Origin of the sequence: Chromobacterium haemolyticum (assembly GCF_009936155.1) — a bacterium.
GTDB lineage: Bacteria > Pseudomonadota > Gammaproteobacteria > Burkholderiales > Chromobacteriaceae > Chromobacterium > Chromobacterium haemolyticum.
This window is the reverse complement of the sequence record NZ_AP019312.1, coordinates 4,456,889-4,476,673: the sequence shown is the minus strand read 5'-3', so window position 1 is coordinate 4,476,673 and position 19,785 is coordinate 4,456,889. Positions and strand designations below refer to the sequence as shown.

Annotated in this window: 17 protein-coding genes and 1 tRNA gene; 3 read left to right on the top strand and 15 right to left on the bottom strand. The window is 58.7% G+C overall.

Features of this window, described 5'->3' with window-relative positions; translation table 11 throughout:
* Positions 1-21 precede the first annotated feature (21 nt).
* The 15 genes from GYH29_RS20640 to GYH29_RS20575 form a co-directional block, all read right to left on the bottom strand.
* Complete coding sequence (locus GYH29_RS20640; protein ID WP_141113256.1) at positions 22-402, bottom strand: DUF1484 family protein; 381 nt, start codon at positions 400-402, stop codon at positions 22-24.
* Between the two features lie 365 nt (positions 403-767).
* On the bottom strand, positions 768-1,271 hold the full coding sequence (locus GYH29_RS20635; protein WP_141113255.1) for a hypothetical protein: 504 nt from the start codon (positions 1,269-1,271) through the stop codon (positions 768-770).
* 255 nt (positions 1,272-1,526) lie between these two features.
* Complete coding sequence (locus tag GYH29_RS20630; protein WP_161524321.1) at positions 1,527-3,140, bottom strand: sensor domain-containing diguanylate cyclase; 1,614 nt, start codon at positions 3,138-3,140, stop codon at positions 1,527-1,529.
* Between the two features lie 529 nt (positions 3,141-3,669).
* Positions 3,670-6,036, bottom strand: coding sequence for a YecA family protein (locus GYH29_RS20625; protein ID WP_161524320.1), 2,367 nt, complete (start codon positions 6,034-6,036; stop codon positions 3,670-3,672).
* 1,041 nt (positions 6,037-7,077) lie between these two features.
* Positions 7,078-9,879, bottom strand: coding sequence for a toprim domain-containing protein (locus tag GYH29_RS20620; RefSeq protein WP_161524319.1), 2,802 nt, complete (start codon positions 9,877-9,879; stop codon positions 7,078-7,080).
* A 10-nt stretch (positions 9,880-9,889) separates the two neighbouring features.
* Positions 9,890-10,198 carry a DUF1484 family protein gene (locus GYH29_RS20615; RefSeq protein ID WP_043592556.1) on the bottom strand — a complete coding sequence of 103 codons (309 nt, stop codon included), beginning with the start codon at positions 10,196-10,198 and terminating at the stop codon, positions 9,890-9,892.
* Complete coding sequence (locus tag GYH29_RS24625) at positions 10,195-10,368, bottom strand: hypothetical protein (protein ID WP_174243651.1); 174 nt, start codon at positions 10,366-10,368, stop codon at positions 10,195-10,197. The genes GYH29_RS20615 and GYH29_RS24625 overlap by 4 nt, the downstream gene beginning before the upstream one ends.
* A 492-nt stretch (positions 10,369-10,860) precedes the next feature.
* Positions 10,861-11,139 (bottom strand): ogr/Delta-like zinc finger family protein, encoded by a 279-nt coding sequence (locus tag GYH29_RS20610; protein ID WP_161524318.1) that lies wholly within the window; start codon positions 11,137-11,139, stop codon positions 10,861-10,863.
* A 13-nt stretch (positions 11,140-11,152) separates the two neighbouring features.
* The gene (locus GYH29_RS20605; RefSeq protein WP_161524317.1) at positions 11,153-12,139 is read right to left on the bottom strand and encodes a P2 family phage major capsid protein; all 987 of its coding nucleotides are present in this window, start codon (positions 12,137-12,139) and stop codon (positions 11,153-11,155) included.
* A 12-nt stretch (positions 12,140-12,151) separates the two neighbouring features.
* Positions 12,152-12,877, bottom strand: coding sequence for a hypothetical protein (locus GYH29_RS20600; RefSeq protein ID WP_161524316.1), 726 nt, complete (start codon positions 12,875-12,877; stop codon positions 12,152-12,154).
* A 25-nt stretch (positions 12,878-12,902) separates the two neighbouring features.
* Entirely contained in the window at positions 12,903-13,121 is a 219-nt protein-coding gene (locus GYH29_RS20595; RefSeq protein ID WP_019100960.1) for an AlpA family transcriptional regulator, read from the bottom strand.
* Positions 13,122-13,744: 623 nt separating this feature from the next.
* Positions 13,745-14,689, bottom strand: coding sequence for a hypothetical protein (locus GYH29_RS20590; RefSeq protein ID WP_161524315.1), 945 nt, complete (start codon positions 14,687-14,689; stop codon positions 13,745-13,747).
* 125 nt (positions 14,690-14,814) lie between these two features.
* On the bottom strand, positions 14,815-16,023 hold the full coding sequence (locus GYH29_RS20585; RefSeq protein WP_161524314.1) for a tyrosine-type recombinase/integrase: 1,209 nt from the start codon (positions 16,021-16,023) through the stop codon (positions 14,815-14,817).
* A gap of 185 nt (positions 16,024-16,208) precedes the next feature.
* A tRNA-Arg gene (locus GYH29_RS20580) sits at positions 16,209-16,283 on the bottom strand.
* Positions 16,284-16,302: 19 nt separating this feature from the next.
* On the bottom strand, positions 16,303-17,232 hold the full coding sequence (locus GYH29_RS20575; protein ID WP_198001714.1) for a polyprenyl synthetase family protein: 930 nt from the start codon (positions 17,230-17,232) through the stop codon (positions 16,303-16,305).
* A gap of 230 nt (positions 17,233-17,462) precedes the next feature.
* On the opposite strand from GYH29_RS20575, the gene rplU reads away from it, so the two are divergent.
* The 3 genes from rplU to obgE all read left to right on the top strand — a co-directional run bounded on the left by rplU (position 17,463) and on the right by obgE (position 19,353).
* Entirely contained in the window at positions 17,463-17,774 is a 312-nt protein-coding gene (gene rplU, locus GYH29_RS20570) for a 50S ribosomal protein L21 (protein ID WP_039753142.1), read from the top strand.
* A 12-nt stretch (positions 17,775-17,786) separates the two neighbouring features.
* On the top strand, positions 17,787-18,062 hold the full coding sequence (gene rpmA / locus GYH29_RS20565; RefSeq protein ID WP_019099926.1) for a 50S ribosomal protein L27: 276 nt from the start codon (positions 17,787-17,789) through the stop codon (positions 18,060-18,062).
* Between the two features lie 130 nt (positions 18,063-18,192).
* Entirely contained in the window at positions 18,193-19,353 is a 1,161-nt protein-coding gene (gene obgE, locus GYH29_RS20560; RefSeq protein WP_019099927.1) for a GTPase ObgE, read from the top strand.
* Positions 19,354-19,785 lie beyond the last annotated feature (432 nt).

Genomic DNA, 19,785 nt, shown 5'->3' with positions numbered 1-19,785 from the left:
CAATGCTCTCCCTAATAGCCATCACAGCACGCCGTTAAGGTGTTCCAGCCCTTGTTTCAAGCGCTGCTGTATCGGTTCCAGCAAGGCCAGCGCGTCTTCGCTGGTGAACAACAGCGGTTCGTCGCGGCGTTCCAACAGGGTGATCAAGGCCAATAAGCCCGTGTGGGCGGCGCGCATGTCCATCACGCCGCGCAGCAGGGCGGTGTCCAGTTCGACATAGCAATGGTTCAGTTGCTGGCCCAGTTCGCCCAGCAGCACCATATCGCCGGCAACGGCGGGCAAGCGCTGGGAACAGCGGTGCAACTGCTCCATTAACGGGGCAGCGGCGGGTGTGGCGGCTTGGCCTGCGCAATGGGGGCAGGCGGGCGGCGGCATAGCGGGGGGAAAGGTAGAGAAGGTCATCACGGTCTCCATGTCATCTGTGGAAACCTGCCCAGGCGAGGCTAGGGCAGGCACATGACAAGGTGGCAAGACCGGCTAGCTTCTTCCAAAGAACCGGCAACCCTAACGGGTTCCCTGCCACGGCCCGCCCCGAATGGGTACGGCGTGGCAACAGACGTAACGGTGCCAAAGCGGACCGTTGTGTCTGCGGGAGAAGCTAGTTTGGGCTTGCCAGCCCTGCGCTGTGTGATTGAGCACGGCGCGGAACCAAGCCTAAACAGGCTGGGAGGGGGCGTCAAGGGTGGGGGGAGTGAGCGTATGGTTTAATTTTAAAATGAGTAATTTTTGATGGCGTGGCGAGCCACTTTTGAAGTGCCTTTATTTTGTCATGGTGATGTGCCTGAGTTGTCGGTATCTTTAAAGTGATTTGCCCCAAGGCGTCGTACTGACAAGAAAAAATTATCTGGGGGTTCCGGTAGCTCTATTGTGATTGGATTTTCCCTCCAAAGATCGTCATCGGCGTAAGTTACGTAGCTAAAATCAAAATCATGATTAACGCCAATCATGTAGCTAGGATGAGGGTTATCTAACTCATAGTGAATTGAGTAAACATCAAACCGTGGGCTGGATATCTGGCTTGCATCGTGTGCTTCCCAAAAGCCTGGAATTAAACTACGTGAAATTTCCTCTGCAAAATGGACCGCATTAGGGATGTCTTTCCAGGTTTCAATGATGGTTTTCTGAGCTATTGCAATGTACGGGGAGTGAGAAATACCCTTGGGGTGCTGTACGTATACTAGTCTCTGGCCAAATTGGTATTCGCACTGAGAAACGCTGGGAGAAACGTCCCAGTGGCCGAGCATAGGTTCGGAAGAGAGATCAATAGTCACGATAAATAATGCCTGATATTGAAAATAACTTGTTGTTGGGGCAAAGAGCGTCCACGGAGGACTATCGGGTTGATTGGCTTAGGATCATGACTGTCGTTGACGCATTTTTGTGACTCTAATACCCGCTTGGGGATGCCGAATTCAATAGTAGCTTGTGGCCGATAGCTGTCATGCTAGCGTAAAAGCATACCCAGCCGCATGGCCAACAAGCCCTCGCTCAATGAGCCACATCACCATTACACCCCAATAGCAAGCTCACCCCGCCCCCTCCACCCGATTCCGCCCATTCGCCTTAGCCCGATACAAAGCCTCGTCCGCGCGCTGGACGATGGTTTCGTGGCTGGCGTCGTCGTCATGCGCGGTGGCCGCGCCTATGCTGACGGTGACCATGCCGGCCACGGTGTTGGAAGCGGCGGATACCGCCGCGCGCACCCGCTCGGCCAGCACCAGCGCGCCTTCGGCGTCGGTGTCCGGCAATAGCAGCAGAAACTCCTCGCCGCCGTAGCGGGCGGCAAAGTCCGTGGCGCGCGCCGCGCCTTGCAGGGCGGCGGCGATCTGTTGCAGCACTTGGTCGCCCACCGCGTGGCCGTGGTTGTCGTTGACTCGCTTGAAGTGGTCGGTGTCCAGCAGCAGCACGGAGTAGGGCGCGCGGCTGCGGTGGAAGCGTTGGTATTCCGCCGTCAGCCGTTCCGCGGCGGCCATGCGGTTGCCCAGGCCGGTCAGCGCGTCGCTGCGCGCCAGTTGTTCCAGTTGCGTCGCTCTTTCCTCCAGTTGGCGCTTGGCTTCGCTCAGCGCTTCGGTGCGCTCTTCCACTTTTTGTTCCAGGCTGGCGTTGATGGCGGCCAGTTCGCCGCGGCGCGTCAGCAGGGTGGCGGTCATCTGTTGCATGGCTTGGGCCAGTTGTTGCAGTTCACGGGCGCCGCTGCGCAGGCTCCAGTCTGCCTGTTCGTCGCCGGCGCTGACGCGCTGGGCGGTGTGGGCCAGGGTTTCCAGCGGGCGGCTGAAGGCGGCGGCCAGCCGGTAGACCACGATCATCAGCAGCAGGGTGGTGATCAAGCCGGGCAGGCTTAGCGCGGAGCGCAGCCGGCTGAGCGTGGCCGGCGCTTGCGGCGGAGGCTGGCGGACGATGACGCGCCAGCCGGGGCCGGGGGCGTCGTCTATCTTGGCATCGGCGTAGAGGTAGGTTTCGCCGTCGGCCCAGTCGCCCTGTTGATAGCCCGGCCCGCTCAGCGGCGCGGGCATGCCGGCTTGGTCCGGCGCGCCGGGCGGAAACAGCGGGGCGTTGTTCTGGTTGACGATGAAGACTTGCGGCGTGTCCCCGGCGCTGTTGAGCGGCAGGCGTTCGGCGATCAGCTTCGCCACCCAGCTCCAGGCGCTTTGGGCGGCCAGCGCGCCGCGCAGCTTGCCGGCTTCGTCGTGTAGCGGGGCGGCGAATTCGATGCGGGGGGACGGCGCAGCGCCGCTGGCGGAGACGATGCGGCCATCCGGCGCTATCACGCCCAGCCAGGCGTAGTCCGGGTTGTGCAGCCTGATCCGCTCCAGGCCGCTGTGCAGCGCCGGGCTGTCCAGCGGGGCGCTGAGGAAAACCGGGGTTTGCGTGTGCAGCGCCAGTTCCCGCCGCCGTTGGCTGAGGCCGGCGGCCAGGGATTTGGCGATGCCGCGCGCGGTGGCTTGCAGCGCTTCGCCCTTGTCTTGCAGCAGGCCCTGGTTCAGTTGCGGCTCCAGCGCGGCGTCCAGCAAGGAGGCCAGCAGGAACAGGCCGCCAAACAGCAGGCTGAGCCGCAGCCGGAAACTGTGCGGCCAGAGGTGGGAGAGAAGCTTCATCTTGGTGCGGCCAATGGGGTGGTACAGCTTTATGTTTGTATCCACGGGCGCGGGATTGCAAGGCGGGGGGCGGGGTGGGCGATTTGAATTTGATCTGATAGTTGGGCATGGACAAAGCGGGAGACTGTCAGATGGGGTCTGAACTTCTACACAATAATCGCTTCCGCTATTTTTGATGATGGGCGTAATTTCGATCTGGCTGTGCGGAGGTTTCTAATGCCGCTTCGAACTGAGCTGCCCGCAGCCCTCGTCCTGATCCGCATGCCAAGCGGGACGCAAAAAAGCCGCGCCGTTTGCCGGACGCGGCTTTTTGATTTGTGGTGCACATTGTTTTGTAAGCAGAAGTGGCGCCCCCGACAGGTGTAGAATTGGTGTTTCAAATTATTGATATTTAATGTATTTTTTGGTGTTGATTTTTTGAAATGCCCCCGTCGATGCCCCCAGCGCTGAATCATTGCCATTGTTGAATGGCAAATTTCGACCCATTGCCGTCATTCGTTTACGGCTATAGCTATGGCCGCTTTGAAACACCCGATGGTCAGTGAATGTCGAGATGGCTAGGTTTCCTGACCGCTCACGGGCTAGGTATGCAGCATCGCTTGAACTTCCTGCCGCTTCCGCACGGGCAAAGCTCATTGCGACCGACTTTGCCAAAATTGGCGACGGATCGCGCTAGGCGTTTCTTTTTCAAATCGGTCGCGGCCTTTCTCAGTTGTTCCAGGTTTTCGCGAGAAATTCCCTGCAACGAGACGGTCGACATCGAGACTCGAGCGGGGCCATTGGGCCCGTACGCTAACTCAAGCAGAACACGGTCCGATTCGCCAGTGGCAATCATGGCGGCTTGCGCATGTTCAGTGGCCTTCTCGTGGCTCTGCTCGACTATCCCTTCGATGTTTACAAATATCGTCAACCGGACGTTACCGACCGTCGATAAGGGCAAACAGCGACCGCGTTTGGGGATCTCCGCTAGCTCCTCATCAATCCATTTGCTCAAGTCCGACCGCAAATCCCCAGCAAGATCGAGCAGGTAGCTCGCGATTCGGGAGCGGTGGAACTGGCTTTGCTTCGCTAGGAAATCGATAAGCTCTCGGAGTCGAGGGGAAACTTTTTGCGTCGGCAAGGCTGGTTCATCGGCTCCTTTGAGCTTAGCTGAGAAGTACGCGTCGATCGCAGAACGATAGCCGTTGAAGCACAATCGCGCCCCTGTATTCGAAAGATCGTCGGCGTGCATCGCGTAGTTGTTGTGCTCAAGGTAGAGCCCGAGGTGGTCCAGTTCGTCGTCAAGTTGAAGTCTGTCAGACGACGCGGCACGCATGCGCTGCTCGACAAAGTGGAGGAAATCGAGTGGGCCGGCGAAGATGTCGCCGTACACACGCAGGTCTGACAGCGAAAGGGACCAGACTGGCACCTCGCCAACATCAACTCCAATTTTGTGCAGATGCTGGGCTTGAGCTGCGAGTTCGGTAAACGGGTCAAGCGTGACTGCGCAAATGGTCTTGCAACGAAAATCGCCCTTGCGTAGCTTGACGACTGGCTGATGTTTGGCATCGAAGATTTCGACCTCGTCAGCACTTTCCAAATATTTCAGAAACCGCTGTCCTTGCTTGCTTGGCGCAGCGACAAGTGCTTCCAATGACTTGACGTACGCAGGTAGGTCATTGGCAGGTGAGGTGTAAGTAAAAGCACCGGCCTTCACCTCAATAATAAACAGGTGGTCGTCGTAAATGATGACGCAATCGGCTTCAGCTAGATTTTTTGCGCTGCCAGATTCCGAGACGATCGGATAGTAGATCTCACGAAGTACGGTCGCCCCTGGCAGCAGTCGGCTGAAATAATCCACCGGTAGGTTTTCCGAGACTTCCTTCCGGTTCCGGATCCACTCTTGTTTTTCAGCCTCTGACTGCTGAAATATTCGTTTTTCTAGCTGGCGATAGAAGTTGTCAAAAAGCGAATGAAGTTCGAAGCAGTAGTACGTATTGTTGAGTTTCAGAAACGGTCGTCGGAATATCGGCTGGATCCGGAGCGGCCAGCCGCTGAACTCGCCATCGGCAAGAAAATCTGTTTCTTGGCCCGGCGCCCACGAGAAATCGTCGAGAAAGGCTACTGGCAAATCCGTAACCTTTCGAAGGTCGAAGAGATCCATATTCCCGAGCGCGCCAGCGCTTCGAGTCAAGGTGTCGCCATGACCAAGACGTTCAGCTACCGCAAGAATAAATTCACCTACAGATTGAGACTCCAAGTCGGCCTCGTTCTGCTCAATCATCCGCTGGACTTCCGGCATGACTTCGGTGTGAAAGTTCATCATCGAAGTCATTGCCTCATGAAGGCCAAAAATCAACGACCGCCAAATCTTCTTGAGTTCCGCCACAAGACAGTCCGACGGGATCCCATATGCTGCTTCGATCAGTTTTGACTGGCTTCTCAGCAAATCTGCGATGGCGTCGACTTGATGTACCTGATAGTAGTCGCCCCGAACATTACACCAATGCATCTGGGCGCGAACAAAGAACTCCTCCATTGCATCGTCGTACACTGTCCCGGTCGCTTTTCGATGAGCCGTCGCGCAGCTTGGATACTCGAAATTCAATTTTTTGAAAAGCGCGGCGATGTCGATTCGAAGATCGTTCCAATCCTCGTCGGATAGCTCACTCTTTTGCACTCCGCCCCGCGGAGCCGCCGCGATCACGCTTTGCACATAGTCGATCATCCGCAATGCAATAGCGTCATCTTGAGTTACGTCCGACTCGACCTGAATGTGCCGGCTAGACATGACCTGCTCCTGCCATGCCCGAGTCAATAGTTTATCTGGCGGCAGAACACCTACCACAGAGACGATCCGCCTGACAACGTCGTCTATCTCCTGAACGACAGAGGCGTACCGGGCCGACAATTTTGCAAGGACCTGTGCATGTTGCTCTTCAGTCCAGTTAGATGTCAGCATGACTTGCTTCCCAAACCGGGCGACTTGGAACGGGCCGTAGGAGAATGCTTCGTCCGGAAATGCTCGCTTGGTTTTGCGAGGGCGCTTGTTATGCTTTCCCATTTTTTAAACGTCGCTCCGTGCTTGTTGGAATGTTGGATACATAACCGCGTACGCTAGATCTAAAAGACTGTAGTCTCCAGGGGGAACCGTGGCTCCGCAAAGCGGAAGGCATTTAAGTATGCCGAGGCTGTGGTGATGGCAACTGTAGACGAGCTTGATAATACTAAAATACGCTAGGGCGAATAACTCGCTTTCCGCCACGACCACCGTTTCCGAAGTGAAAACGGCCTTTCGAGTTGAGCGAACGAACGGCTGAAAATGGCCATTAGCGGTTGATTGTAAGCCGCGTCTTTCTCGCCGCTCAGCCAGACACACACACACCTAAAATTCCCCCGAAACCGTGGATCAGACCCTAAGTCTTTGTCCTGTAACGGATTTTCATCCACGGTTTGTCCACGGCTTCTCCCCCCAATTCCGTGGATGCTGCACAAACCTCAATAAAATCAATGCCATGAAGGGAAGGGCGTATCCACCATTTCCACGACTTCCGCTGGCAAACCCGTGGATTAATTTTTAGGCAGCGCTCCGAAACCGTGGATGGCCCCTGCCTTCCTTTTTCATGGCTTTTTATCTCTATCTCTTTGTTTTTTAAATAAGAAGAAATACTTAGAGGTCGTAAAAGGGTAAAACCCCAATGTGGAAGAAATGGAGCAAACCGTGGAAGTTTGAGGGGAAACCGTGGATTTCGGAGGGCAAACCGTGGATGGGTTGTTCTCAACAATCAATGGCTTAGGTCGTGAAGCAGGGGCAATCCACGGAATTTTTTTACATCCTCCCCTACCCAATGGCGCGGAAACCGGCGATTTCCGGCCGTTCTCGCTGGTCTTGCGTTGCTAATGTCATAATTGGTGTGTAAAAGGCTTTACCATTTTGCAATTTGAGCGGGGGAATGCGTGACAGCCCACACAAGGCGGGCTGTCGAGGGGGAGGCGGATAGGGTTAGGGCTGGATGTCCGGCGCGGCGTAGAGGCCCAGCTTTTCCAGCTGCGGCAGGCTGATCGCAGTCAGGTGGCCTTGGCGGCGGCCGTGGATGGTCTTCTCGACGCCGTCGGCCAGCACCACCGGGCTTTGCAGCAGCTGATGCTTGAAGATACGCCCCGTCTTCACCGGCAACGCGTCGAACTTGGCGCGCAGATGCGGCGCGGTGGAGAGGTGGTCCATCACGTGATTCGGCCGCAGGAACAGCGCCATCTCGCTGCGGCCGTCAGGGAGTTTGACCCGGTCCCAGCAGTGCGGGTAGTCAAAGCGCCGCGCCTCCAGCTCGGACAGCAGGATTTCCATGATCCATACCCAGGGCAGCCGGCTGCCGTCGGTGTCGACGATATGGCTGTTCATCTCCGCCAGCAGGTCTTCGATGAAGCCGCCTTGCTGCGGGTCGAGGTCGGCAAACTCGCACAGCAAGGCCCAGCTGCACAGCAGGGCGGCGTAGTTCTCCATCATCCGCCGCGCGGTGGCGTCGCCGGTGGGGGCGCGGCTGTGGCGTTCGCACAGTCCCAGGTAATGGCGGTGCAGGTCGCGCAGCCGGGCCGGCTCGACGTCGGCCAGAAACTGTAGCCACGGCCACAACGGGAAGGCCGGCAGATCATGCGGAATCAACGCCCCTTGTCGCGCTACCGACAGGCTGCTGCGGCACAGCTTGGACTGCAGGCTTTGCACGTCGACTTCCTCGCCGGCCAACAGCACCGGCGCGCACATCAGATACGGCGTCAGGCTGGCCCCGACGCGGGTGAACTCGAAACGATAGGTCGACTGCAGCAGCGCGTCGATGTCGGACAGCACCGCTTTCGGCAGCTTGGAGAATTCATCCCAGCCCACCGGCTGCGAGGTGAAGGAGACTGACGCCCGCCGGCGGTGGTCGGTTTTGAGCATCTGCCCGGACAGCACCTGAAACGCCAGGGTGGTTTGCAGACTTTCCAGCAGCTTGGATTTGCCCGAACCCTTCTCGGCCTGCATCTGGAAGTGCGGATAGAAGCCGAGCAGGGTTTTGAGGTGTGCGCCCAAGGCCCACACCAGGGGGATGGCGGCCGCATTGTCGCGGAAGGTGTCCTGATAGGCTTGAATCACGGTGCGCGCCTGCTGCGTGGTGCCGCGCGGGAAGGTCAGGTTGTAGTACAGGCATTGCTTCTGCGGCTCGACGAAATAGCAGTCCTGCCCCTCCTGCGCCGTCAGCGCGCCGGCCTTCCACGCCAGGCCGACGAAGTTGACCACGTCGCGCGCCCCCAGGTCGGCGGCCCGCTCCATCAGGTTGACCAGGCGCTGGAACTGCGCCGGCTTCCAGATTGCGCCGAAGCGGCTTTTCCACCACTCGAGGTTGTACAGCTTGTCGTCGGTGGCCACCTCGCGCTGCAGCGTCACCCCATGTCGCGCCAGCTGGGCGCTGACGCCGAACACGGTTTCCGGCTGATGGTCGGCCGCGCCGCTGATGGTGGCCAGATGGCTTTGAATGCGCAGCCGCGACAGGCTGGCGACGCGGAAGGAACACAGGTCGCCCAGCGTCTCCGAGCGGTTGCCGTCGTCGTCGGTCTTGAACTCGTCGACGTATTGGGTGAAGTCCTCCTTTACCCGGAAACGCCAGTACACCGCCCAGTCATGGCCCGGCAGTTGCACCCGCCGCGTGCCCTCCAGCCGTTCGCCGCCACCGGGCATGCCGGGCAACAGCCACGCCTCCAGCTTGCGCAGCCGGCCGCGCAGCACGTCCGCGCCGTGCTGGCGCAACACGTCGTTGAGGTCTTCCCCTTCGTCCCAGTCCTGCATGTCCACCAGCAAATGGCCGATGTCCGCCGCCGTCAGCTTCTCCGACAAGCGCCAGGCCGCCGCCAGCCCCGGCCGCACGCCGCTGGCCGGGTTCACCGGGTCGCTATGGTCCAGCGCCACCCGCACCGCCTTACCACGCAACACCGTCCAATCGAGGCTGTCGACATTGCCGACGCCGCGCAACGCCAGCGCCGCCACGTCCGGCGGGGTGCAGCTTTCCACCGACAGCGCATTGATCGGGCTTTCCACCAGATAGACCAGCCGCGCCCGCTGCAGCCGTTGCGGGTCGCTGCACCAGCCATGGCCCTCGCGCGCGCCTTGGCATTGGGTCTTCACGCCGCCGTTCAAGGCCGGATCGACATAGCGCAGATCCACCGCCGCCAGCCGGCCGCCGCTGCGCACCAGGAAGGCGACGGCCGCGCCGCCATGACCCACTTCGCCGGCGGCGATCTTGGCGCTGTGCCAATCGTTCCAGCCCAGCGTCTTGCAGCGCAGCGCGCGCCGGATCACCGCTTCATCGATGCCCCGGCCGGTCAGGTAGGCGATGGCCGCATCGGCTTGGGCCAGGCACCGTTCGCCAATGTAGTCGAGGGTGGATTTGCGCGCCGGCGCGGCCTGGTCCTTCATCGCGGGTTTCGGTTGCGGCAGGCCGTACCAGTCGCCCAGCAGGCGCGCGGCCGCCAACGGCGTGTCCAGCTCCGGTTGGCAGTAGCGCAGCAAGTCGATGCAACTGCCGCCGGCGTCGCCGCTCCAGTCCTTCCAGCCGCGGCCGTCGGCGAAGATCGACAGCGACGCTTGGCGGTCCGGATGGTGTGGGCTGTGATAGTTGCCCTTGCCCTGACGCTTCAGGCCCAGCCGGGTCGCCAGGTCGTGCAAGTCGATCTGTTCCTTGAGTTGGTAGAACCATTGGCCAAGCGCGGTCGGCGCGCCGCCAGACAAGCCGGGGGCGTCTCGCCCGGTACGCGGGAGAGGGTTTCTAGCATTCATGGGGGTGTCCTTAGAGCAGTTGGCCGATGTCGGCGCTGGCGTCGATGACTTGTTGCTGCAGCGGCGCCAGCAGCCCGGCCAGGCGTTGCGCCGGCAGTGGCTGGTTCTCGGCGTGGTCCAGCAACTCGACCAGCCCTTGCAGGCCGTCGCCGGTACGCGTCAGGCGCGAGACGCCGGCGCTGACGGTGTGTTCGATGCGGCGGCACAGGCTGGCCAGTTGGCTCAGCGGCTCGCGCAGCTCGGCATGTTCGGGGGTGTCGGCCAGCTGCTGCAGCTGGGCCAGTTGGTGATGGACGGCGGACAGGATCAGGGCGTTCATGCCAGCACCTCCACGGCGAAACCGGCGGCGGTGCGATGAAACACGGCGCGACGGCCTTGAGCCACCAGCAGCGCAGACAAAGCGCGGGCTTCGGCCTCGGAAGGCAGTACAGAAACAGGCGTGGTAACGGCAGGGAACAGGCGGAACAGGGCGCGGGAAATCTTGGGCATGGTTGCCTCCTTACTGAGCGTAATGCCCGACCCTCGTCGCCAAACGAGGGTGGCGGGCGCATGGCGGGGTTGGCGAACCGGCAGTAAGGAACCGGCATACCCTAGGGTATCCCCACCACGGCCCGCCATAGAAGAAGGCATACCAATGGTGTGCAACGGACGTAAAAATAGCCGCAAATGGCGGCTGTCCGCCTTACTGATCGGGTCGCCAAACCCGGTCGCTGTTTTGAATGCGACGTAAAGATGGTGCAGCAATCGAGCGGGCTTGTCAATTCGCTGGCGGGGGTGGGAGATCAGATTCGCGCAGTTCATCGGGGGTGATATTTCTAAAGCGTGGAGCGGTGTCATCGAGAATGGGACAGAGTTTTAGCGGGCATAAAAATGAAGCCGCCACTCAATATTAAATAAGTGAATTAAATCCATTTCAGTCGACGCTATTCAAGGTCAATTTCAGGGGGACTACATGGCCCGCCCTACAGCGGGCCATTTTCATTACTCTAAGACGCGGTGCCGGATGCGGCCGGGCGTCACGATCAGCGCTTGCCGAGGCGAGGGCGACAGGCCCGGCAAGGTGCGCAGCCGCTCCGGCGGAATCCGCGCGCCGCCGTGGATGGGCTGGGCCAGGGTGATCGGCTCGCCCTCCAGCGTCTTGTACTGGTGGCAGCAGTCATCGTTGCTGCAGTTGTAGTAAATCTCCTTGGTCGCGGCGCTGAGCATGCGGCTGGTCCGCACCCGCGACACCGCGCCGCATAAGGGGCAAGGGAAGGCCATGATGCAATCTCCTTCAGTCGACGATTTCAACGGCGTCAATCAGCACGCAGGCGGCGAGGTTTTCGACGACGTAGGCATCGTGGCTGGCGTGATAGAACTCCACCCGGTTCAGCGACGGCTCTTCATGGTAGTGGTAGCGGCTGGCGTGTGGATTGAAGTACAGCGACAGGTTGTCCAGCCGGGTAATCAAGATGCTGTCGCCGGGGAAGAAGGCGGCCGTCGCCGCCTGCAGCCCGCCCAGGCGCTGCTGGTGAAACACCAGGTCGTCGCCCTCGGCTTGTGGGTTGGCGTCGCAGACCGCATCCGGCAGCAAGTCCGCGCCCACCAGCACCACCAGGCCGGGATCATCGCGCCACGCCGGCGCTAGCCGTTGCTTGAACGCGTAGCGCACTAGGCGATGCAGCGAGCGGAAGCGTTCGCTCTCGCCGATGCGGGCGCCCTCGATCCAGTGTTGCGGGGCTTGCTCGCGGATCTGCTGCAGCCAGCCGATATTGACGTCTTCCAACAGCGGATGGCTGTCCCGGTTCGAGTTCGGCGCGCGCTGCAGACCGTGGAAGCCGATCATGATGCGGTCCAGTAGGATGCGGCGTTCCAGCACCTGCCGCGCGCGGGCTTCAAAGCCGGCCGGCGTCTGGGTCTCGCTCCACCAGGCGTCCAGCGTGTCGTAACTGAAGGCGGCGTCGAAGTTGGTTTGCTGGCAGTGGTATTGCACTGGCCGCCAGGTCTTGCCGGCCGGCTGGCGTTCATGGCGCTGGGTGTCGACAGTGGCGGCCAAGGTGCCGGCGAGTTCGAAGTGCTTGGCCTGCCCGCGGATATCGGAGACGCCGAGCAGGTTGATCGCGGACAGCAGCCGGCTGCGGGCCTTCAGCGCGTTGAGGCGGGCTTGCGCCGCCTGGGGCGTCGGGGTGGCGAACAGGCTGTCCTGGGCGCGGTACTGCTCCAGCTCGTGGTAATAGCGGTCGATGAACTGGTTCAGCGCGTGGCGGGTGGGGTTCTGCATGTTTCGTCTCGGTTAGCGGTTGATCAGGGCTTGGTACTGCGCGTCGCGCTGGGCTTGGTATCGCTGTCGGGCAATCACGTTGTGTTGCTGTAGCGGCGGGGTGGCCAACGGCGGCAGCGGCTGGTTCAAGCGGGCGAGCAGGTCGTCCGGGGTCGCCGGCGAAGCGTTGCATAGCGTCTGCTGCAGCGCGCCGGGCTTGAGCACGGCATGGACTTGCTCTTCCTCGCGATGCCAGTCGGCGCTGCCGAACACGCGCTCGATGCAGGCCGGCGGCGCTTGGGTCAGCAACAGCGTCAGTACCGGCAGTTGCTCGCCCCATTGGGGCAGGTGGTCGTCGAGCACCGCGTCCCAGTACTGGCGCTGCAGCGCGTCGCGCGCCTCGGCCAGCGCCTTGCGCTGCTCGAACAGCGCTTCATGCAGGATTTCGGCTTGAATCTTCTCTTCCTCGGCGATTTTCAGCGTTTCCTCGGCCAATTCCAGGTTGGCCATCTCCTTGTGCTTCAACTCGCGCACGGCCTTGGTGGGAATGCCCAAGGTCGAGCGCATCGCCTGACGGCAATCCTTGCGCGCCTGCTCGGCCTCCATGCGCAGCGCGGCGGCGGTGTGCTCGCGGCGGGTGGTCTGGCTGGTCAACTGCTGCCAGGCGTCGAGCGCGTGTTCGAAGGCGGTCTGGCGTTCTGCCAGCTCGGCCACGGCGGCGGCGAGGCGGGTTTGGGTGGTGGGGTTCTGGATATGCATGGTCTGAGTCCGGGAAGTTGCGGGGTTAGGCGCGGCGGGCCGCGATGCGTGCCGCCATCCAGCTCTCGATTTCAGAGGACAGCCAGGCCACGCTCTTGCCGCCCAGCGGCACCGGTGCCGGGAAACGGCCCTGCTTGATGGCGTCGTACACCGACGAGCGGGACAGGCCGCAAGTGGCGATGACTTCCGGCAGGCGCAGAAAGCGCAGCGGTTGAGAAGAGGGCGAAGCGGCAACAGCGGTCATGAAGCGTCCTTGTTGGTGGAGGTGGATATCAGTGGATGGCATCGGATACGCCGATCAGCGAACGCAGTATTGCGGAAATTACAAAGGGGGTTTTGGGGTAGGGTTGTGCCGCGCTCCCACACAACAAAAAAATTTGAAATGCCCAAAAAACGCGGAATTTGCTATTGACGATGGGCGGGAAAAAAGGAACGCGGGCGCAAAATGGCCGGCCATGGAACGGCATCGGATGGCGGTGGACGGGCTAGGACGAACTCAGCGGCAAGGAAACGGGGAACAGCAGGAAAACGTGAAGCGGGGACGGTCAGCGGACAGGGCGACTGCATGCATAGCGTGCATGAAAACGCATGAATCCGGGCAGGGGGGCAAGGGCGCGCCAGGCCATACGGCAAGGGCCTGGCACGGGTTCATGCAGCTGCATGATTAGCGGCCCATGAAGTGCGGGGGCGAGGCGGGGCTTCGATAGCGCGCGCTGGGGGCTAGTGGTAAAACATAGGATAGTAAGTTAAAAAAATAGACAAAAGTTACGTATGGTTTGAACGTTTCTTCAGATTTGGTTCATATTTTAGGTATTTATTTGTCTGGAAAGGGTGAGTGAGTTTTTTTCTATCTCTTATGTGGTTTTATTAAAGTATCCATGAGAAAGGAAAGGGATGTACTCTTTTACATTTTCCGCATCGGTAGGTGTCAGTTAGTAATAGGCGAGCCGCATTGTGTGGTGATACGCTAAATGGAGTCTTGCAGGAGTGGTAGTGAAATTTCTGTGATAAATTCTTGTCAAGAATTTTGGCTAACGTTAATGCATTCTTTTTTGATTTGATTAATCTATATCCGTTTATCGTTCTAAATGAGAAAGCCTTTTGAGATCCAGTGTCCATGGGTGAGATTCGGTCGAATAATTTGGCAATGATTTGTGTTAGATATAATAGCAAGGTTGGTAGCTGTGTGTATAAGGTTTCATATAGGTCGTTATCGTTTGGTGATTTAAAGATAAAATTAAAATTCTCTGGTGAAGTTTTGATTTCTATTCGATCCACCGTCACTAAGTGGACTGCATGTTGAAATAATCCATATAAGCCATTTGTATTTTTTGAATTATATATGGTGGTAACTATTTCATTAGCGGTAATGAGATCGCCTAAATCAGTTTTTTCTATTGCAGAATGAATGATATTGGCTCTTCGATTTCCAATTATTTTTTGTGTTAATTTTTCGGGAGAGCCAGAAGTGTAAGCACTGTAAAAATCATCTTCATCGGCAACCATCCAAGAGATATATAATAAGTTATCAATCAGTGGTTTTCGAAGTAAGTTAAAGGCAGGGATGAATTTTCGTTTCTCGAAACATTTTAGTGATTCATAAATATGATGCGCGCAGTCTGAAACTAAGGCCATGGTTATAGTGTTTAATATCACTTGACGAGCAATGTCTTGTCGCTCCAGTGACCGTAGGGCAGTAATGGTGTCATGGCTCTGTGATACATCAATAAATTTTTCTCTCTCGGTCTCGTCATTAAATTGGAATTTAACAAGGTGTGCCTCTGCCTCTTCATACTCTTTCAAAATTCTCACGATTTCATCATGAAGAAAAAAGCAGTACTCATGTGTTAACCGGTGTTTTCTCGGTATCCAGTTTAATCGGTTGCGAGGAATGAGGTGGCATGTGCTTGACATTTTTTTCTCTTGTATTATGAGGCTTATATTTTCAGATTGAGCGAATGTAAAGTATCCGCCCACCATTGCATCATCTTCTTGCGTTCTTCCATATACTCCGCCCGATTATAAGCGGCCCGTACCTTATTCGTTTCGATATGGGATAGCTGCCGCTCAATCGCATCAGGATTGAAGCCTTCTTCGTTCAGGATGGTCGAGGCTGTGGAGCGGAAGCCATGGACATCGGCTTTACCTCGAAAGCCCATGCTGTGAAGGGCGCGGCGTAGGGTTTCCGGAGACATTGGTCGGCGAGGGTTGTTGCGGTTAGGAAAAATATGCTCGCGGCCGCCACTGATGGCATGAAGCTGGCGCAGCACGTCCAGGGCTTGCGTGGATAGCGGTACGAGATGCGGCGGTGCGGTTTTCTTGGATTTCTCAGGTAACTTGCGATGCTCGGGAGGGATGGTCCACAGAGCCTTGTCGAAGTCGATCTCTTCCCATTGGGCCATAGCCATTTCTCCGACGCGGGTGAAGGTCAGAAGCATTAGCTTCATCATCAGCTTGGTTTGCACGTTGCCATCGTACTTCTCCAGCGCTTCCAGAAAGTCGGGGATGTCCTCGCGCATCAGCGCCTTGCGTGGAGTGGATTGCTGGCTCTTGAGGGCGTCGGTTAGCGGTGTGGCTGGGTCGCTGTCGCAGCGGCCGGTCAGGATGGCTAGGCGGAAGACTGCTGAGCAACGTTGCCGCAGGCGCTTGGTGGTGTCGATGTTGCCGGCGCTTTCCACCTTGCGCAGCACTTCCAGCAGCTCCAGCGGACGAATCTCGTGGATTGGCCTGTCGCCGATGTAGGGGAAGATGTGGGTCTGCATTGCTGACAAGACCCGCTCGCTGTGAGCGGCGGACCATTCGTGGCTTTCCCTTGCATGCCACTCTAGCGCGATGGCTTCAAACTTGTTGGCCGTCGCGACCTGCTTCAGCATTTTTTCCAGCTTGCGCTGTTCACCTGGGTCTTCGCCATTGGCTAGCCGCCTGCGGGCGTCGTCTCGCTTCTGACGGGCCTCCTTCAGCGTGGTCTCGGGATAAACGCCCAGAGCCAGGCGTTTTTCCTTGGCATTGAAGCGGTACTTCAACCGCCAGTATTTGGAGCCATTGGGCATGACTTCCAGGTACATGCCTTTTTCGTCGGACAGGCGAAGCGGCTTGCCGTCTTCTCTCGGTTTGGCCGTCTTGCAGGCGGTATCGGTTAGGGGCATGGGCGGGGCCTCGGGTGCAATTGGGGGCATCGAAATGTGCCACCTTTAGTGATTCCCCTAAGTATGCCCCCATGTGCCCCTGGCTTTCAATGGATCTGTTTGGACGGTTATGGACGTAAAAAAACCCGCAAATCCTTATTTGGCGCGGGTTTTTGGACTTTCTCGGACTGCTTTGGAAGTGTAAGTGGCGCCCCCGACAGGAATCGAACCTGTAACTGCCCCTTAGGAGGGGGCCGTTATATCCATTTAACTACGGAGACGCTTAGAGAAACTGCTGGGTCAGGCGCTGCGGTCCACCGACAGGCGGGCCAATTCCACCAAGGCCTGGCGGGTGTCCGATTCCGGAATCGGCGCCAGCGCGGCGACGGCTTGTTCGGCCACTTTGACCGCTTCGGCCCGAGCGTAGTCCAGAGCGCCGCAGGATTGTACCGCAGCCAGCACGTCCTGGAAACGATCGCGGCTGGCGTGTTCCAGCGCCTCGCGCACGGTGGCGGAGGCTTCCGGATTGCCGTTGCGCATGGTGTAGATCAGCGGCAGCGTCGGCTTGCCTTCGGCCAGGTCGTCGCCCAGGCTCTTGCCTATGGTGTCGGCGTCGCCGCTGTAGTCCAGCACGTCGTCGATGATCTGGAAGGCGGTGCCCAAGCACATGCCGTATTCGGCCATCGCCTGCACCTGCTCGGCGCTGGCGCCGGCGCTGAGCGCGCCCACGCGGGCGGAGGCTTCAAACAGCTTGGCGGTCTTGTACTTGATCACGCGCAGGTATTCGTCTTCGGTGACGTCGGTGTTGCCGATGTTGAGCAGCTGCAGCACTTCGCCCTCGGCGATGATGTTGGTGGCTTCCGCCATCACCGCCAGGATGTCCATATTGCGGGTGGTCACCATCATCTGGAAGGCGCGGGTGTAGAGGAAGTCGCCCACCAGCACGCTGGCGGCGTTGCCGAACAGCGCGTTGGCGGTTTCGCGGCCGCGGCGCAGGTCGGATTCGTCCACCACGTCGTCGTGCAGCAAGGTGGCGGTGTGGATGAATTCGATCATCGCCGCCAGCTCGTGCAATTGTTCGCCGCCGTGGCCCAGCGCGCGGCCGGACAATAGCGTCAGCACCGGGCGCAGGCGTTTGCCGCCGGCGGAAATGATGTATTCCGCTACCTGGCGGATCAGGACGACATCAGAGTGCAGCCGGGCGCGGATGACGCGGTCTACGGCCTGCATGTCGTCGGCTATCAGTGTACGGAAAAGCGGGGTGGACACGATTTCAACCAGTTATTTGAGATGGGTACGCCAAAGCCAAGAATGTTACCAGAAAAGCCCCTCCAGCCGCCACGGCGCGTACTCCTTAGGACTAAGTCGATGAAATCATTGACAACTTGACGGTCTGTCCGTATAGTTTCGCGTTCTCCCGCGATAGGCGGCGAGATTTTTATATTCAGGAGCTCATGCGAATGTATGCGGTCATAAAAACCGGCGGCAAGCAGTACAAAGTTGTCGTTGGTGAAAAACTCAAAGTAGAACAGATACCTGCAGACGTCGACAGCCAGATCGTACTTGAAGAAGTGCTGATGATTGCTGACGGTGAACAGGTTGTTGTAGGCGCCCCGATGATTGCCGGCGCCACTGTTAAGGCCACCGTTGTTTCCCACGGTCGTGGCGACAAGATCCGCATCTTCAAGATGCGTCGTCGCAAGCACTACCAGAAACATCAGGGTCATCGTCAAAACTTCACCGAAATCCGCATCGACGCGATTTCGAAGTAAGGATAAACAGTCATGGCACACAAAAAAGCAGGCGGTAGCTCCCGCAACGGTCGTGACTCCGAAGCCAAACGCTTGGGCGTTAAGGTTTACGGCAGCGAACTGATTCCGGCAGGTTCCATCATCGTGCGTCAGCGCGGCACCCGCTTCCATGCTGGTGAGAACGTTGGTCAGGGCAAGGATCACACCTTGTTCGCCAAGGTTGACGGCTACGTTGAATTCACCATCAAAGGTGCAATGAAGCGCAAGATCGTTAATGTGGTTCCGTACACCGGCGTAGACGGCGAATAATTTTTCGCTTTCTAGTGACCGAGAAAGCCCTATCCTGCGATAGGGCTTTTTTTATACCGAGGGGCAAGGCGTGAGGGTTGAAGCGTGTCAATCCTGACCCCTGACTCCTCGCCAGACAGAGGTTGAAAACATGAAGTTTATTGATGAAGCCCGCATTGAAGTGTTCGCGGGCCGCGGCGGCAACGGCGTGGCCAGTTTCCGCCGAGAGAAGTTCGTTCCCTTCGGCGGCCCGGACGGCGGCGACGGCGGCAAGGGCGGCAGCGTGTACGCGGTGGCGGATGAAAACGTCAACACTTTGGTGGAGTTCCGTTTCGTCAAAAAATACTTGGCGGAACACGGCGAACGCGGTCGCGGCGCCGATTGCTACGGCAAGGGCGGCGACGATATCGAACTGAAGATGCCGGTGGGCACGGTGATTACCGACCACGACACGGGCGAGTTGGTGGCGGACTTGACCCACCACGGCCAGCGCATCATGATTGCGCGCGGCGGCAAGGGCGGCCTGGGCAACATTCATTTCAAATCCTCCACCAACCGCGCGCCGCGCCAATGCACGCCGGGCGAGCAGGGCGAGCAGCGCACTTTGAAGCTGGAGCTGAAGGTGCTGGCGGACGTGGGCCTGCTGGGCATGCCCAACGCGGGCAAGTCCACCTTTATCCGCGCGGTGTCGGCGGCGCGTCCCAAGGTGGCGGATTATCCGTTCACCACGCTGCACCCCAACTTGGGCGTGGTGCGGATGGACGATACGCGCAGCTTTGTGATCGCGGATATTCCGGGGCTGATTGAAGGCGCGGCGGAAGGCGCCGGTTTGGGTCACCGCTTCCTCAAGCATTTGCAGCGCACGGGCCTGCTGTTGCACGTGGTGGACGTGGCTCCGTTTGATCCGGACGTTGATCCGGTGCGCGAGGCGCGCGCCATCGTCGAGGAATTGAAGAAGTACGACGAGGAGCTGCACGGTAAGCCGCGCTGGCTGGTGTTGAACAAGGTGGATATGCTGCCTCCGGACGAGCGCGAGCTGACGGTGTCCGCCTTCCTTAAAGCCTATGGCTGGCCGGAAGAGCAACCGGACGACCGTTTCGGCTTCGATATCAAGGCGCCGCGCGTGTTCAGCATCTCCGCGTTGAACCACGAAGGCACCCGCGAGCTGACTTTCGCCATCATGTCCTACCTGGACGTGGTGCGCGCCGAGCAGCGCAAGCTGGCGGACGAGGCGCAACAGCAAGCCGCCGCCGCGCGCCAAACCGTGATTACGCCGGATGCGGCCATGCATCAGGATACGACCGAAGAATAAGAGTCCGTCCAAGCCCGCCGCGCGTCGGCATTCACGGTAAGCAACAAGGCCAGTCTAGCGACTGGCCTTTTTGCATGCGGTTTCTGCCTGCGCCCATCTTCCCCTTCCTTTTCTCGTACGTGGATACCAAGCGTTACTTGAGTTGGCGCCTGGATGTTGTATTTTTTCCTCAATAAAGCGCAGGTTTGTGCCGCTCCCTGGAATCTAAAGTCATTAATCGCGTTGCTTGGCATGACAAAGAGCTGGCTGGGCGCGTCATGGTATCCGGGCGTGAGAGACGGTATAGACAAATTGCTCTATTTATATAACATGAACCGCTCAGCCCCTTGCGGAGCTGGAGCAAATCTAGAGGGCAAAAGCCCCAAGCGCTTTATCTTGTGAAATACCTATGCCCGGCCGTCGGCCCGGGGTTTTCACCGTTGGCTGTAGATG